The 14,910-nt window shown below is 70.9% G+C and carries 16 protein-coding genes; 7 read left to right on the top strand and 9 right to left on the bottom strand.

Annotated elements, in window-relative coordinates:
- Window positions 1–16: 16 nt before the first annotated feature.
- Complete coding sequence (locus ASD10_RS03610) at window positions 17–448, bottom strand: nucleoside deaminase (protein ID WP_056609832.1); 432 nt, start codon at window positions 446–448, stop codon at window positions 17–19.
- Between the two features lie 14 nt (window positions 449–462).
- On the bottom strand, window positions 463–930 hold the full coding sequence (locus ASD10_RS03605; protein WP_056604783.1) for a tRNA adenosine deaminase-associated protein: 468 nt from the start codon (window positions 928–930) through the stop codon (window positions 463–465).
- A gap of 113 nt (window positions 931–1,043) precedes the next feature.
- On the opposite strand from ASD10_RS03605, the gene upp reads away from it, so the two are divergent.
- On the top strand, window positions 1,044–1,685 hold the full coding sequence (gene upp, locus ASD10_RS03600) for a uracil phosphoribosyltransferase (RefSeq protein ID WP_056604778.1): 642 nt from the start codon (window positions 1,044–1,046) through the stop codon (window positions 1,683–1,685).
- 471 nt (window positions 1,686–2,156) lie between these two features.
- On the opposite strand, the gene pntB is transcribed toward upp, so the two are convergent.
- Window positions 2,157–3,545, bottom strand: coding sequence for a Re/Si-specific NAD(P)(+) transhydrogenase subunit beta (pntB, locus tag ASD10_RS03595; RefSeq protein WP_056604775.1), 1,389 nt, complete (start codon window positions 3,543–3,545; stop codon window positions 2,157–2,159).
- A gap of 9 nt (window positions 3,546–3,554) precedes the next feature.
- Window positions 3,555–5,099, bottom strand: a complete 1,545-nt coding sequence (locus tag ASD10_RS03590) for a Re/Si-specific NAD(P)(+) transhydrogenase subunit alpha (RefSeq protein WP_056604771.1) — start codon at window positions 5,097–5,099, stop codon at window positions 3,555–3,557.
- Window positions 5,100–5,215: 116 nt separating this feature from the next.
- Between ASD10_RS03590 and ASD10_RS03585 the strand changes: the two genes are divergently transcribed.
- Window positions 5,216–5,635, top strand: coding sequence for a hypothetical protein (locus ASD10_RS03585; RefSeq protein WP_056604770.1), 420 nt, complete (start codon window positions 5,216–5,218; stop codon window positions 5,633–5,635).
- Between the two features lie 12 nt (window positions 5,636–5,647).
- Here ASD10_RS03585 and ASD10_RS03580 read toward each other — a convergent pair whose 3' ends face one another.
- Window positions 5,648–6,583 carry a 1,4-dihydroxy-2-naphthoyl-CoA synthase gene (locus ASD10_RS03580; RefSeq protein ID WP_056604767.1) on the bottom strand — a complete coding sequence of 312 codons (936 nt, stop codon included), beginning with the start codon at window positions 6,581–6,583 and terminating at the stop codon, window positions 5,648–5,650.
- A gap of 51 nt (window positions 6,584–6,634) precedes the next feature.
- On the opposite strand from ASD10_RS03580, the gene ASD10_RS03575 reads away from it, so the two are divergent.
- Window positions 6,635–7,024, top strand: coding sequence for a DUF4180 domain-containing protein (locus ASD10_RS03575; protein ID WP_056604764.1), 390 nt, complete (start codon window positions 6,635–6,637; stop codon window positions 7,022–7,024).
- A 58-nt stretch (window positions 7,025–7,082) separates the two neighbouring features.
- Entirely contained in the window at window positions 7,083–7,964 is an 882-nt protein-coding gene (locus ASD10_RS03570) for an SDR family oxidoreductase (RefSeq protein ID WP_056604761.1), read from the top strand.
- A 90-nt stretch (window positions 7,965–8,054) separates the two neighbouring features.
- Here the strand turns inward: ASD10_RS03570 and ASD10_RS03565 are convergent, their stop codons facing one another.
- Window positions 8,055–8,699 (bottom strand): ACT domain-containing protein, encoded by a 645-nt coding sequence (locus ASD10_RS03565; protein ID WP_056604760.1) that lies wholly within the window; start codon window positions 8,697–8,699, stop codon window positions 8,055–8,057.
- A gap of 55 nt (window positions 8,700–8,754) precedes the next feature.
- Here ASD10_RS03565 and ASD10_RS03560 point away from each other — a divergent pair, with 55 nt between their 5' ends.
- Window positions 8,755–9,096, top strand: coding sequence for a DUF3817 domain-containing protein (locus tag ASD10_RS03560; protein WP_056604757.1), 342 nt, complete (start codon window positions 8,755–8,757; stop codon window positions 9,094–9,096).
- On the opposite strand, the gene ASD10_RS03555 is transcribed toward ASD10_RS03560, so the two are convergent.
- Complete coding sequence (locus tag ASD10_RS03555) at window positions 9,066–9,956, bottom strand: LysR family transcriptional regulator (protein ID WP_056604755.1); 891 nt, start codon at window positions 9,954–9,956, stop codon at window positions 9,066–9,068. The genes ASD10_RS03560 and ASD10_RS03555 overlap by 31 nt on opposite strands.
- Before the next feature lie 70 nt (window positions 9,957–10,026).
- On the opposite strand from ASD10_RS03555, the gene gabT reads away from it, so the two are divergent.
- Both gabT and ASD10_RS03545 read left to right on the top strand, forming a co-directional pair.
- Window positions 10,027–11,358, top strand: a complete 1,332-nt coding sequence (gene gabT, locus ASD10_RS03550) for a 4-aminobutyrate--2-oxoglutarate transaminase (protein WP_056604751.1) — start codon at window positions 10,027–10,029, stop codon at window positions 11,356–11,358.
- Complete coding sequence (locus tag ASD10_RS03545; RefSeq protein ID WP_056604745.1) at window positions 11,355–12,794, top strand: NAD-dependent succinate-semialdehyde dehydrogenase; 1,440 nt, start codon at window positions 11,355–11,357, stop codon at window positions 12,792–12,794. The genes gabT and ASD10_RS03545 overlap by 4 nt, the downstream gene beginning before the upstream one ends.
- A gap of 83 nt (window positions 12,795–12,877) precedes the next feature.
- Here ASD10_RS03545 and ASD10_RS03540 read toward each other — a convergent pair whose 3' ends face one another.
- Entirely contained in the window at window positions 12,878–14,230 is a 1,353-nt protein-coding gene (locus ASD10_RS03540; RefSeq protein WP_056604744.1) for an NAD-dependent succinate-semialdehyde dehydrogenase, read from the bottom strand.
- 37 nt (window positions 14,231–14,267) lie between these two features.
- Window positions 14,268–14,891, bottom strand: coding sequence for a Pr6Pr family membrane protein (locus ASD10_RS03535; protein WP_056604741.1), 624 nt, complete (start codon window positions 14,889–14,891; stop codon window positions 14,268–14,270).
- Window positions 14,892–14,910 lie beyond the last annotated feature (19 nt).

Here is a 14,910-nt window from a genome sequence, read left to right as displayed (position 1 = left end):
CGCGGCCTCGCGGTGCTCAGCGGTGGGTGGCGAAGAAGGCCCGCAGCAGCTCGGACGACTCCGCGGCCCGGACGCCGCTGACGACCTCGGGCCGGTGGTTGAGCCGTCGGTCGCGGACGACGTCCCACAGCGACCCGACCGCACCGGCCTTGTCGTCGAACGCCCCGAAGACCAGCCGGTCGAGGCGCGCCACGACGATCGCCCCGGCGCACATCGTGCACGGCTCGAGCGTCACGACGAGCGTGCAGCCCTCGAGCCGCCACTCGCCCCTCGCCGCCGCGGCCTCGCGGATCGCGACGACCTCGGCGTGGCCCGTCGGGTCGCCGTCGCGCTCACGGGTGTTGCGCCCGCGCCCGATCACGGCGCCCGAGGCGTCGACCACGAGAGCGCCGACGGGCACGTCACCGTCGACGACGGCCTGCCGGGCGAGCTCGAGCGCCTCACCCATCCAGAGGTCGCGACTCACCCGAGGACGGCCTCGAGCTCGCCGCCGAACCCCAGGCGTCCGGCCACGTCGAGCAGGATGTCGTCGGGGTAGAGGTCGTCGTCGTCGCACAGCTCGTCGAGGTCGGACGCCGTCATGCCGAGGTCGCTCAGGATCCCGAGGTCGCCCACCGCGTGCGGGTCGTCGGAGTCGGCGAGGGGCGGGAGGTCGAGCAGGTCGGCCACGCCGCCCGCCAGCGGCCAGTCGTCGATCGCCGTGACGTCCGACAGCATGACCCTGACCTGGGTGCCCGAGCGCCGCACGATGACGAAGAAGTCGTCGTTCATCGACACCAGCCCCAGCACCCCGACGTCGGACGGGAAGCGGCCCAGCGCGTCGCTGAGGTCGTCGACGTCCTCACCCAGGCGCGGGTTGAGCTCGACGACCTGCCACTGCCCCTCGTCGTGGTAGGCGGCGACGGCGAAGTCGACATCGTCCTCGGCCATGGTGTGCCTCTCGTGAGGGAAGGTCTCCCCGGTGGGGAACGTCTTCCCTGCGATGGTGACAGACCTCCCCTCGCCGCCGCCAGCCCCGGCCCCCGCACCACTAGGCTCGGGGCATGCACGTACACGTCGCCGACCACCCGCTGATCTCGCACAAGCTCACGCTGCTGCGCGACGAGAGCACCGACTCCCCGACGTTCCGGCGTCTGGCGGACGAGCTCGTGACCCTGCTGGCGTACGAGGCGACGCGCGAGGTGCGGGTCGAGGCCGTCGACGTCAAGACGCCCGTCGCGATGGCGCGCGGCGTCCGGCTCAGCGACCCGCGGCCCCTGGTCGTGCCGATCCTGCGGGCCGGGCTCGGCATGCTCGAGGGCATGCAGCGCCTGCTGCCGACGGCCGAGGTCGGATTCCTCGGCATGGTGCGCAACGAGGAGACGTTCGACCCGGTCACGTACGCCGAGCGTCTGCCCGACGACCTGACCGGACGCCAGTGCTACGTGCTCGACCCGATGCTCGCGACGGGCGGCTCGCTGGCGGCGGCGATCCACTTCCTCGTCAGGCGCGGCGCCGACCACATCACGGCCGTGACGCTGCTCGCGGCGCCCGAGGGCGTCGCGCGCATCGAGGCCGAGCTGGCCGACCTCGACATCCCCGTGACGCTCGTGACGGCCGGGCTCGACGAGAAGCTCAACGAGCTGGGCTACATCGTCCCGGGCCTCGGCGACGCCGGCGACCGCCTCTACGGCGTCGTCGGCTGACACCTCGCCCCCCGTTCGCCAGGGAGCGAAGCTGGGGGGGGTACCACCNTCGCCAGGGAGCGGAGCTGGGGGTACCTCCCGCGAGCGCAGCGAGTGGGGGCCCGTGAGGGCGAAGCCCGAGGCGAACCACAGCGTGAAGGCTTGCGTTCCGTCGCCTCGCTGCGCTCACGCTCGGCCGCAAGCGGCCTCCCTGGCGACCGAGTGGTCGTTCGCTAGGGAGCGCAGCGGGTGAGGGCGAAGCCCGCGGCGATCAGACTTACGTCACGTCGCCTCAGCGGTAGTAGCCGAAGTAGAAGACGCCGATCACCACGATCGCCATGCCGAGGAAGATGAGTCCCCGGCTTCCCTTGGTGTCGTCGGGTCGGTCGTACTGGGTCTTGTCCATGGAGTGCTCCTGCATCGTGGGGCGAACTCCCTCCATACCGAGGGTATGTCAGGACCTGACCCCGCGACGACTCCGCGACGTGTGACCTACAGCGCCTTCAGGATGTCCTCGACCCGCTCCTTGGCGTCGCCGAACAGCATCTGCGAGTTGTCGCGGAAGAACAGCGGGTTCTGGACGCCGGCGTAGCCCGTGGCCATCGACCGCTTGAAGATCACGACGTCCGACGCCTCCCACACCGTCAGCACCGGCATCCCGGCGATCGGCGAGGACGGGTCCTCGGTCGCGGCGGGGTTGACGGTGTCGTTGGCGCCAATGACCAGGACGACCGAGGTGTCCTTGAAGTCGTCGTTGATCTCGTCCATCTCGAGCACGATGTCGTACGGCACCTTGGCCTCGGCCAGCAGGACGTTCATGTGCCCCGGCAGCCGGCCGGCGACGGGGTGGATGCCGAAGCGCACCTCGACCCCCCGCTCGCGCAGCCTGCGCACCAGGTCGGCGACGGGGTACTGCGCCTGCGCGACGGCCATGCCGTAGCCGGGCGTGATGATGACGCTGGACGCGTTCTTCAGCAGCTCGGCGGTGTCCTCAGCGGTGATCTCGCGGTGCTCGCCGTAGTCCTTGTCGTCGGCGGGCCCGGCCTCGATGCCGAAGCCGCCGGCGATGACGGAGATGAACGAGCGGTTCATCGCCTGGCACATGATATACGACAGGTACGCACCGGACGAGCCGACCAGCGCGCCGGTGACGATCAGGGCGTCGTTGTCGAGCAGGAAGCCCGATGCCGCCGCGGCCCAGCCCGAGTACGAGTTGAGCATCGACACGACGACGGGCATGTCGCCGCCGCCGATCGACGCCACGAGGTGCCAGCCGAGCGCCAGGGCGACGATCGTGACGAGGACCAGCAGCCACAGCGCGGGGCTGATGACGAACCAGATCGTCAGGACGACGAACAGCGCGAGGGCGCCGAGGTTGATGTAGTTCTTGCCCGGCAGCATCAGCGGGGTGCTCTTGATGCGGGCCGACAGCTTGAGGAACGCGACGATCGAGCCCGTGAACGTCACGGCGCCGATGAACACGCCGACGAACACCTCGGCGTTGTGGATGTCCTCGAGCGACTGGAGCTCGAAGTAGCCGTGCTCGAGGTAGCCGTTCCAGCCCACCAGCACGGCGGCCAGGCCGACGAACGAGTGCAGCAGCGCGATGAGCTCGGGCATGCCGGTCATCTCGACCACCCGGGCGCGCCACAGGCCGATCGCGGCGCCGATGGCCACGGCGATCAGCAGCAGGACGACCGAGGTCGTGTCGGCGACGTCGGCGACCACGATGAACGTCGCGACGAGCGCGATCGCCATGCCCGAGATGCCGAACAGGACGCCCTGCGAGGCGGTCTCGTGCTTCGACAGGCCGGCGAGCGACAGGATGAACAGGAGCGAGGCGACGATGTACGCCGCGGTGGCGATGCTGAAGGAGTCCATGATCAGCCCTTACTTCGAGAACATGCTGAGCATGCGGCGGGTCACGGCGAATCCGCCGAAGACGTTGATGGACGCGAGCAGGATCGCGACGAACGCGAGGACGCGGATGACGGTGTCGTTCTCGGAGCCGTCGACCCCGATCTGCAGCATCGCGCCGACCACGATGATGCCGCTGATCGCGTTGGTGACGCTCATGAGCGGCGTGTGCAGCGCGTGGTGCACCTTGCCGATGACGTAGTAGCCGATCACGATCGCCAGCACCAGCACCGTGAAGTGCTCGGGCAGCGGCGCCGGCGCGTAGGCGTTGACCAAGAACAGCGCGAGGATGCCGAGACCCACCAGGCCGAGCTTGGCGCGCTGCGTCATGACCGCCTTGGGCGCCTTGGGCTCCGGCGCCGCGGCTGCCGGAGCAGCGGCCGGCGCGGCCGAGACCTGCACGGGCGGCGGCGGCCACGTGGTCTCGCCGTCACGGACGACCGTGATGGTGCGCTGCACGACGTCGTCGAAGTCGAGGACGAGCTGCCCGTCCTTGGCCGGCGTCAGCAGCTTCAGCAGGTTGACGAGGTTGGTGCCGTACAGCTGCGAGGCCTGCGTGGGAAGACGACCCGCGAGGTCGGTGTAGCCGATGATCGTGACGCCGTTGGCCGTCACGACCGCCTCGCCCGGCACCGAACCGACGACGTTGCCGCCGTTGGCCGCGGCCATGTCGACGATGACGCTGCCGGCCTTCATCGAGGCGACGTCGGCCTCGGTGATCAGCACGGGCGCGGCGCGTCCCGGGATCAGCGCGGTCGTGATGATGATGTCGACGTCGGCGGCCTGCTCGGAGTAGATCTCGGCGGCGCGCGCGTTGTAGGCGTCGGTCGTGGCCTTGGCGTAGCCGTCGGTCGACTGCTCGGTCTCGACCTCGACCTGCAGGTACTCGCCGCCCAGCGACTTGACCTGGTCGGCGACCTCCGCGCGGGGATCGGTGGCCCGCACGATCGCGCCGAGGCTGTTCGCGGTGCCGATCGCCGCGAGGCCGGCCACGCCGACACCCGCCACGAGCACCTTGGCGGGCGGCACCTTGCCGGCCGCGGTGATCTGGCCGGTGAAGAAGCGGCCGAACACGTTCGCGGCCTCGACGACGGCGCGGTAGCCCGCGATGTTGGCCATCGAGCTCAAGACGTCCATCGACTGGGCCCGCGAGATGCGCGGCACGGCGTCCATCGCCAGCACCGTGATGGGACGCGCCGACAGCTGCTCGACGAGCTCGGGGTTGAGCGCGGGGCTGATGATGCTCACGAGCGTCGCGCCGTCGGCCAGCTGGCCGATCTCGCCCGCGGACGGCGCGTTGACCTTGAGCACGACGTCGCTGCCCCACGTCTCGGCCGTCCCGCGGATCGCGGCGCCGGCCTCGGCGTAGGCCTCGTCGGTGAACGACGCCTTCTCGCCGGCGCCCGACTCGACCACGACCTCGTAGCCGAGTCCGATCAGCTTGCCGACGGTCTCGGGGGTGGCCGCTACGCGGGTCTCGCCCGCCACGGTCTCTGTGACAACTCCCACAACGCTCATCCGGCGAACGTTATCCGTTCGTCATCATCCCGACCACTGGGTGAGACACGCGTCTCACTTGATGGGCCACGCCTCACCGCTGGGGGATGTTGTCGCCGACTGTCAGGATCGACGGTGTGAACCGACTCCTGGCCACCGCCGCCCTCCTGCCCGTCCTCGCCCTCGGCGCGTGCTCGGACGTGCAGGAGGCCGCGTCCGACGCCGCCTCCGACGCCGGCAACCGGGCCGGCTGCGCCGTGGCCGCACGCGTCGTCGACGAGGGCCGCACGCTCGTCGGCGACATCGCCACCGACCTCGGCGCCGATCCCACGGCCGCGCGCGCGAAGCTCACGGCGACGCGCGAGGCTCTCGCCGCCGCGGAGCAGGGGCTCAGCGACGACGTCCGGACCCAGGTCGGTCAGGCCGTCGAGGCCCTCGACTCCCTGCGCGACGAGGCGCGGGCGGTCGCCGACGGCAGCAGCGTCGACGAGACGGTCGTCGCCCAGGCCCAGGCCGAGTACGACGACGCAGCCCGTCAGGTCGCCGGCGTCTGCTGAGACCGCCGCCGGTCAGTAGTACCAGGGGTAGGGGCTGAAGTCGGGCTCTCGTTTCTCGAGGAACTGGTCACGCCCCTCCTGCGCCTCGTCGGTCATGTAGGCCAGACGCGTCGTCTCGCCCATCAGCACCTGCTGGCCGACCAGGCCGTCGTCGATCGCGTTGAACGAGTACTTGAGCATGCGCTGGGCGGTCGGGCTCTTGGCGTTGATGAGCCGGCCCCACTCCAGCGCGACCGTCTCGAGCTCGGCGTGCGGGACGGCCTTGTTGACGGTGCCCATGCGGACGCCGTCCTCGGCCGAGTACTCCTGGGCGAGGAAGAAGATCTCGCGGGCGAACTTCTGGCCGACCTGGCGGGCGAGGTAGGCCGAGCCGAAGCCGCCGTCGAACGAGCCCACGTCGGCGTCGGTCTGCTTGAAGCGGGCGTGCTCGGCGCTGGCGAGCGTCAGGTCGGAGACGACGTGCAGGCTGTGCCCGCCGCCGGCCGCCCAGCCGGGCACGACCGAGATGACGACCTTCGGCATGAACCGGATGAGGCGCTGCACCTCGAGGATGTGCAGGCGCCCCAGCCGCGCCGTGTCGATCGGGTTGGGCGGCGCGCCCTCGTCGTGGTGCCCGGCCTCCTCGTACTGGTAGCCGGCCTTGCCGCGGATGCGCTGGTCGCCACCCGTGCAGAACGAGTGCTTGCCGTTCTTGGGGCTCGGACCGTTGCCGGTGAGCAGGACGCATCCGACGTCGGCCGACGTCCGCGCGTGCTCGAGCGTCGTGAGCAGCTCGTCGACCGTGTGCGGCCGGAACGCGTTGAGGATGTCGGGACGGTCGAACGCGATGCGGACGGTCCCGTGGTCGACGGCCCGGTGGTACGTCAGGTCGGTGAGGCCCTCGAAGCCGGGGATCTCACGCCAGGCCGAGGGGTCGAAGGTGTCGGACACGTGGTCGAGGGCGCTCATGGCGGCGACGTTACCGGGCGCGCACCCCCCGCATGTCGCTATGGTCGGCGCATGACAGACGAGCACGTGGTCACCGTGTACGGCACGCCCGTGATGGTCTGCGCACCCGACGGGCTGCCGCTCGACACCGACGGGGCCGCGACCGAGCTCGTCGGCGAGGCGATCGGGCAGCGCGCCGAGATCGTCGTCGTCCCGACCGAGCGCCTGACCGACGACTTCTTCGACCTCGGCACCGGCACCGCCGACGTCTTCGCGCAGAAGTTCGGGACGTACCGCATGCGGCTGGCCGTCGTCGGCGACATCGCCCAGCGCGTCGCCGGCAGCGACCGCCTCGCGGAGTGGGTCGACGCGTCCAACCGGGGGCAGTCCCTGTGGTTCTGCCCGACGTTCGACGACTTCCAGGCCCGGCTCGACCGGCGGCGCCCCACCCCGCCGATGTGACGCGAGCGGCGCGCACACCCTCTGGCGCAGTTCAGATACCGACGGTATCTTGACCGGCATGGCTCAGACATTCACCGGCAAGGTCGCACTCGTCACGGGTGCCGCACGTGGCATCGGAGCGGGCGTCGCCCGCGGGTTCGTGCGGGGAGGCGGACGTGTCGCGCTCGTGGGGCTCGAGCCCGAGCTGCTCGAGGCCCTCTCGGACGAGCTCGGTGACGCCGCCGCCTGGTGGGAGGCCGACGTCCGCGACGGCGCCGCCGTCAAGGCGGCGGTCGACGCCGCCGCCGACCACTTCGGGCGCCTCGACGTCGTGCTCGCCAACGCCGGCATCGCGTCGTACGGCACGGTGCGCCAGATCGACGACGAGGCCTTCGCGCGCGTCGTCGACATCAACGTCAACGGCGTCTTCCGCACCCTCAAGCACACGACCCCGCACCTCGTGAGGTCCAAGGGCTACGCGCTGGTCGTCGCCTCGCAGGCGTCGTTCACGCCGCTGGCCGGCCTCGCGTCGTACAACGCGAGCAAGGCCGGCGCCGAGTCGCTCGCGATGGCCTACAAGCAGGAGGTCGCCCACCTCGGCATCGACGTCGGCGTCTGCCACCCGTCCTGGATCGATACCGACATCGTCCGCAACGCCGAGAAGGACCTGCCGACGTTCCGCGACATCCGCCAGAAGCTGCCGTGGCCCGCCAACGGCACGACGAGCGTCGAGGAGTGCGTCGACCTGATCCTGCAGGGGTTCGCGAAGCGCAAGGGACGGGTCTACGTCCCGAAGAACGTCGTGGTGTCGAACTGGACCAAGTCGTTCGTGAACTCCCCCGTCGCCTGGCCCGTGCTCAAGCGCATGGCGGGCAGGGCGGTCCCCGGCATGGAGCGCGAGGTCGAGGCACTGGGCCGCTTCCACCACGCGCACGTGCCCGAGAGCAAAGCGGCGGAGTAACCCTGCCCCTGCCCCCGCGCAGTTTCCCGGGTGAACCCCGGAGGCTTCGGGTCAACCTGGGAATCCGCGGACCGCTGGGTGCGGGACGGTCTAGACGACCTGCACCGATGCGGCGAGCGAGGCCATGTGGCCCAGGCGGGCCACCTCGGAGTCGAGGAACTCGGGTCCGCCGTGGCGGCCGACCACGACGACGAGCTGGTGGCCCTTGCGGTCGCGGGCGGGGGCGGCGGCCAGCACGGTCGACTCCCACGCGGGCACCGCGCGCAGCACCTTGGCCCGGCGCAGGCCCAGCCAGTCGTCGGCCTCGGGCACGAGCGTCGGCGCGGTCGGCGACTCGGCCATCACGTGCGTCACCCCGTCGACCCGGTCGAGCGCCACGGCCCAGTCGGTGCGGAACGTCTCGGGGACGACCTCGACCAGGCGGGCGATGGCCCGGGCAGGGTCCTCCGTGAACCGCTCGACGGCCTCGAGGTCCATGCTCAGGTTCGCTCCCGCGGCGTAGCGCGAGATCCACTCGACCGTGACGCCCTCGAGCTCGTGGCAGGCCGTGATCAGCGCATCGGGCATGACCTGCGGAGGCAGCTCGAGCAGGACGTCGTCGACGACCAGGCCGCCGGTCCGCCGCTCGACGATCTCGATCGCCTCGATGTCGGCGCCCGCGGAACCGAGCGCCGTCGCCAGCGCACCCAGCGAACCGGGCACGTCAGGCAGCTCGACACGCAGCAGGAAGGCCATATGACCATTCTCACCGGTCGGCATTTCGTTGCGGTTACGCGGGTAGCGTGGTGGCGTGAATCCTGCCGTCGTCCGCACCGTCTTCCGCACCGTCGCCATCGCCGAGGCCGTCTCGTGGGCCCTGCTGCTCGTCGCGATGTTCTTCAAGTGGGTCCTCGACGCCGAGCCGCTGGGGCTCCACGAGGGCGGCGTCCCCGTGGCCGGACCGATCCACGGCGGCGTCTTCGTGCTGTACGTCGCCATGGCCGTCGTGTCGAAGGTCGTCTTCCGCTGGGACCTCAAGACCCTCGTGCTGGCGCTCGCCGCCAGCATCCCGCCGTTCTTCACGGTCTGGTTCGAGACGTGGGCCGACCGCACGGGCCTGCTTCAGCGGGCCGGCGCCACCTCGGCGCCGTAGCGCTCGACGCAGAACGCCGTCAGCCGCTCGGCCAGGCCCGCGAGCGTCGCGGCGGCGTGGTGCTCGGGCTCCCACGCCGCGAACAGCTCGATGCGCAGGGGGCCGTCGCGGCCCACGATCTCGCTGCCGCGCAGGTCGAAGCGCGGGTCGTCCGTCACGATCGCGACCCCTCGACCCGCGGCCGCCAGCGCCTGCGCGACCTGCGGGTGGCTGCACTCGACGACGTCACGCGCCACCAGGTCGGCGCGGTCGAGCGCGTGGTCGAGGATCTGCCGCGGCTTGAGCCCGGGCCCCAGCACGAGCAGCGTCTCGTCGACGAGGTCGCCGAGTCGGACGGTCGACCCCGTCCACGGGTGACCGTCGCGGACGTAGGCCCACACCGGCAGCACCGCGATGGGCGCGCCGGCCAGCGAGGAGGGCGGTCGCTCCGTCACGATCGCGAGGTCGGCACCCCCGCGCAGGGCCGCGTGGGCGTCCCGCGGACCCGACTCCAGCACCGTCGGCATGGGATCGTCGGGCTCGAGCGTGGCGAGGAACGGCGCGATGACGTCGGTGAGCGTCGTGGTCGGCGACATGATCGTCACCCGTTCGAGGCGTCCGGCCGCGTACGACCGAGCGACGGCCCGCGCGCCGTCGGCCCGCCGCAGCACGTCGCGCGCGTAGGGCAGCAGCTCGCGCCCCGCGGCGCTCAGGCGGAGCCGACCGGCGCTGCGCACGAACAGGTCGACCCCGAGGTCGTGCTCGAGCTGACGCAGCTGCCGCGAGATCGCCGGCTGCGTCACGTGGACGACGTCGGCGGCGGCGCTCACCGAGCCCGAGTCGGCGACGGCGACGAAGTACCCGAGGGTGCGCAGCTCCATGCCTGCAGAGCATAGGCGCGATCGCACCTGAGTATTGGACGGCATGGGGCGCGAGGTCGAGAATGAACGCATGACTGCTCATCTCCAGCAACGCCGCGAGCTCGTGACCGCCGTCCCGGGACCCCGTTCGATCGAGCTGATGGCCCGCAAGGACGCCGCCGTCGCGCAGGGCATCGGCACCACCATGCCGGTCTTCGCGGTCGAGGCCGGCGGCGGCGTCGTCAAGGACGTCGACGGCAACACGTTCATCGACCTCGGCTCCGGCATCGCCGTCACGACGGTCGGCAACAGCGCGCCCCGCGTCGTCGAGGCGGTGCAGCGGCAGGTCGAGTCGTTCACCCACACGTGCTTCATGGTGACGCCGTACGAGGGGTACGTCGCCGTCGCGGAGGCGCTCAACCGTGTGACGCCCGGCGACCACGAGAAGCGCTCCGCGCTGTTCAACTCGGGCGCCGAGGCCGTCGAGAACGCCATCAAGATCGCCCGCGCGCACACCAAGCGCCAGGCCGTCGTGGTGTTCGACCACGCGTACCACGGGCGCACCAACCTGACGATGGCCATGACGGCCAAGTCGATGCCCTACAAGAGCGGGTTCGGCCCGTTCGCCCCCGAGGTGTACCGCGCGCCGATGTCGTACCCCTACCGCGACCACGCGGTCTCGGGCGCCGAGGCCGCGCGCGAGGCCATCACGATCATCGAGAAGCAGGTCGGCGCCGCGAACCTCGCCGCCGTCGTGATCGAGCCGATCCAGGGCGAGGGCGGCTTCATCGTCCCGGCCGACGGCTTCCTGCCCGCGATCTCGCAGTGGTGCACCGACAACGGCGTCGTGTTCGTCGCCGACGAGGTGCAGACGGGCTTCGCGCGCACCGGCGCCATGTTCGCCTGCGACCACGAGGGCGTCGTGCCCGACCTGATCGTCACGGCCAAGGGCATCGCGGGCGGGCTGCCCCTCTCGGCGGTCACGGGTCGTGCCGACGTCATGGACGCCTCGCACGTCAGCGGCCTCGGCGGCACCTACGGCGGCAACCCCCTGGCGTGCGCCGCGGCCCTCGCGACGATCGAGACGATCGAGCAGGACGGCCTCGTGGCGCGTGCCGGCGAGATCGAGCGCCTCATGGTCCCGGCCCTGCAGAAGCTGCAGGCCGACGACGACCGCATCGGCGACGTCCGTGGACGCGGCGCGATGATCGCGGTCGAGCTCGTCCGCCCGGGCACCGACGAGCCCGACGCCGACCTCGCGAAGGCCGTCGCGGCCAGCGCCCACCGGGCCGGCGTGATTGTCTTGACGTGCGGGACGTTCGGCAACGTCCTGCGCTTCCTGCCCCCGCTGTCCATCAGCGACGAGCTCCTCACCGAGGGGCTCCAGATCCTCACCCACGCCTTCGAGGAGACGAACGCATGACCGCTACCGACCTGTTCATCGACAACGAGTGGCGCGCCGGTGGCGACGGGACGTTCGACGTCGTCGACCCCGCCACCGGCCGGACCATCCGGCCCGTGTCCGACGGCAGCGAGGCCGATGCGGTCGCCGCGGTCGATGCCGCCGCCGCTGCGCTGACGACGTGGCGCCGGGTCGCGCCCCGCGAGCGCGGCGAGATCCTGCGCCGCACGTTCGAGCTCATGATCCGCGACCGCGACGAGCTCGGTGAGCTGATCGCCGCCGAGAACGGCAAGTCGCTGACCGACGCCAAGGGCGAGGTCACGTACTCGGCCGAGTTCTTCCGCTGGTACGCCGAGGAGGGCGTGCGCATGGGCGGCGACTACGGCGTCGCCCCCGCGGGTGGCACCCGCACGCTCGTGACGCACCACCCCGTGGGCGTCGCAGCCCTCGTCACGCCGTGGAACTTCCCGGCCGCGATGGCGACCCGCAAGATCGCCCCCGCGCTCGCCGCCGGGTGCACCGTCGTGCTCAAGCCCGCCGCCGAGACGCCCCTGACGGCCTTCGCGATCGCCCGGCTGATGGTCGAGGCGGGTCTGCCCGAGGGCGTCGTCAACATCGTCCCGGCGAGCTCGGCGTCCAAGGTCGTGACGCGGTGGATGGAGGACCCGCGGGTCCGCAAGATCTCGTTCACCGGCTCGACAGGCATCGGATCGGTGCTGCTCAAGCAGGCCGCCGACCGCATCGTCAACTCGTCGATGGAGCTCGGCGGCAACGCCCCGCTGATCGTCGCCGACGACGCCGATCTCGACGCGGCGGTCGAGGGGACGATGATCGCGAAGTTCCGCGGTGGCGGCCAGGCGTGCACGGCGGCCAACCGCCTGTACGTCCACGCCGACGTCGTCGAGGAGTTCGCGGCCAGGCTCGGCGCGAAGGTCGCCTCGCTGAAGGTCGGGCCGGCGGCGGACGGTTCCGACATCGGTCCGCTCATCAACGCCAAGGCCGTCGACAAGACCTCGAAGCTGCTCGCCGGCGCCCTCGAGGCGGGTGCGCGCGTGACGCACGAGGCGTCCGTGCCGTCCGACCACGCGGACGGCTTCTGGTTCGCGCCGACCGTGCTGGTCGACGTGCCCGCCGATGCCGAGATCGTCCACGAGGAGATCTTCGGACCGATCGCGCCGATCGTCTCCTGGACGACCGACGAGGAGGTCATCGGCTACGCCAACGACACCGAGATGGGCCTCGCGGCCTACGTCTTCACGGGCGACCTGCAGCGTGGCATCCGCCTCGGCGAGGCGATCGAGGCCGGGATGGTCGGCGTCAACCGTGGGCTCGTGTCGGACCCCGCGGCGCCGTTCGGTGGCATGAAGCAGAGCGGCATCGGCCGCGAGGGCGCCCGCATGGGTCTGGAGGAGTTCCAGGAGACCCAGTACCTCAGCATCGCCTGGCCCGAGGACTGAGCCCGGCCCCCCGAGAAGTGGGCACCTCCTGTCGGAATCGCTGTGCGAGACCGACGGAAGGTGCCCACATCTCGTGGTGAGGCCTAGTCGGCGACGTAGAACATGCGCTTGTTGACGAACTCGTCCATGCCGAGCGGGCCGAGCTCGCGGCCGAAGCCGGAGCGCTTGACGCCGCCGAACGGGATGTCGGCGCCCTCGCCGGCCGTCGTGTTGACGTTGGCCATGCCGACCTCGAGGCGCTGCGCCAGCGACCGCGCCCGCTCGGGGTCGGCGCTGAACACCGAGCCGCCGAGCCCGTACGTCGTGTCGTTGGCGAGCTCGAGGGCCTCGTCGTCCGAGCCGACCTTGTAGACGACCGCGACGGGGCCGAACAGCTCCTCGGAGTACGCCCGCATGTCCTTCGTGATGCCCGTCAGCACGGCCGGCGAGTAGTGCGCGTCGGGGCCGTCGCTCAGCACGCCGCCGGCGTGCAGCGTCGCGCCCTTGCTGACGGCGTCCTGCACCTGCTCGTGGAGCGTCTCAGCGGCCTTGCGCGACGACAGCGGCGAGAACGACTCGACCGCGAGGGCCTTCTCGGTGATCTTGGCGACGAAGTCGTCGAACAGGTCGTCCATGACGATCATGCGCTTGTTGGAGTTGCAGGCCTGGCCCGTGTTGTAGGTGCGGTAGTCCCACGCGTCGCCGACGACGGAGTCGAGGTCGTCGGTGTCGAGGACGACCATCGGGTCGGAGCCACCCAGCTCGAGGACGCACTTCTTGAGGTTCTTGCCGGCCAGCGCGGCCACGACGGCACCGGCGCGCTCCGACCCCGTGAGGGAGACGCCCGCGACGCGGGGGTCGGCGATGATCGTCTCGACCTGGTCGAACGTCGCGAACACGTTGACGTACGCGCCCTCGGGCAGCCCGGCGTCCTTCATGATCTGCTCGACGGCCAGCGCCGACCGCGGCACGCTCTCGGCGTGCTTGAGGATGATGGTGTTGCCCAGCATCAGGTTCGGGGCCGCGAAGCGGGCGATCTGGTAGAACGGGAAGTTCCACGGCATGACGCCCAGCAGCGGCCCGACGGGCAGGCGCTGGATGACGGCACGGCCGCCCGAGATGCTCTTGATCTCCTGGTCGGCGGTCAGGCCCGGTCCCTCGTCGGCGAAGTAGTCGAAGATCGCCTGGCAGAACTCGGCCTCCTCGACGCCCTCCGAGGCGGGCTTGCCCATCTCCTGCGTCGCGATCGCGGCGAGCTCGTCGGCCCGCTCGGCGAACAGTGCCGCGACGCGCTTGACGACGACCGCGCGCTCCTCGATCGGCACGTCCTTCCACGTCGAGTAGGCCGCGTGGGACGCCGTGAGCGCCGCCTGGACCTGCTCGTCGGTCGCGTGGTCGAACGACTCGAGGACCTCACCGGTCGAGGGATCGGTCACCTGGTACGTGGGGCTGGTCATGGGGGTGCTCCTTCTGGTGGTCGTCGTGGTCCCGACGTTACAGGCGGACGTCCGATGCGCGACTGATCCGGACGTAGATCGAGGCGATGACGACGAATCCCGCGGTCATCACCGCACATATCGCCGAAACCGTGAGCCCCCCGAGCTCCGCGACGTCGAGGAAGCCGTAGGGGACGACGGCCGTCGTGGTGGGCGTCAGGACGAACACCGGCTCGGTAACCTCGGCCCGCACCAGCGTGTACGCCAGCCAGGCGACCGGGAAGGCCAACGACCACATCGCCGTCCACGCGAGCCGCGTGCGTGGACGGAACGCCACGAAGCCGATGACCGACATCACCGGGACGACGTAGTGGAAGATCTTGTCGAACCACCACTCGGCACCGTCGAAGTCGCCGTTGCCGGCCAGGATCGTCGCGTAGACCAGACCGGTGACGGTGATCGCGGTCAGGCTCGCCAGGCGCAGCACCCCGAAGGCCGTGCCGCCGCGGTCGGGCCGCAGCACCAGCAGGACGCTCGTCACGAGCACCAGCAGGTTCGACTCGATCGTGAAGTAGCTGGCGAAGTTCGCGAACGACCGGTCCTGGTCGATCGTGATCACCGCCTGGCCCACGAGCGCGACGGCCGCGAGCACCGCGACGAGTCCGTGCCAGAGTCGGGTCACACCCCTGACGATAGTCTCC

The organism is Aeromicrobium sp. Root472D3 (genome assembly GCF_001426485.1).
Taxonomy (GTDB): domain Bacteria; phylum Actinomycetota; class Actinomycetes; order Propionibacteriales; family Nocardioidaceae; genus Aeromicrobium.
This window is presented reverse-complemented; position numbering and strand designations above follow the sequence as displayed.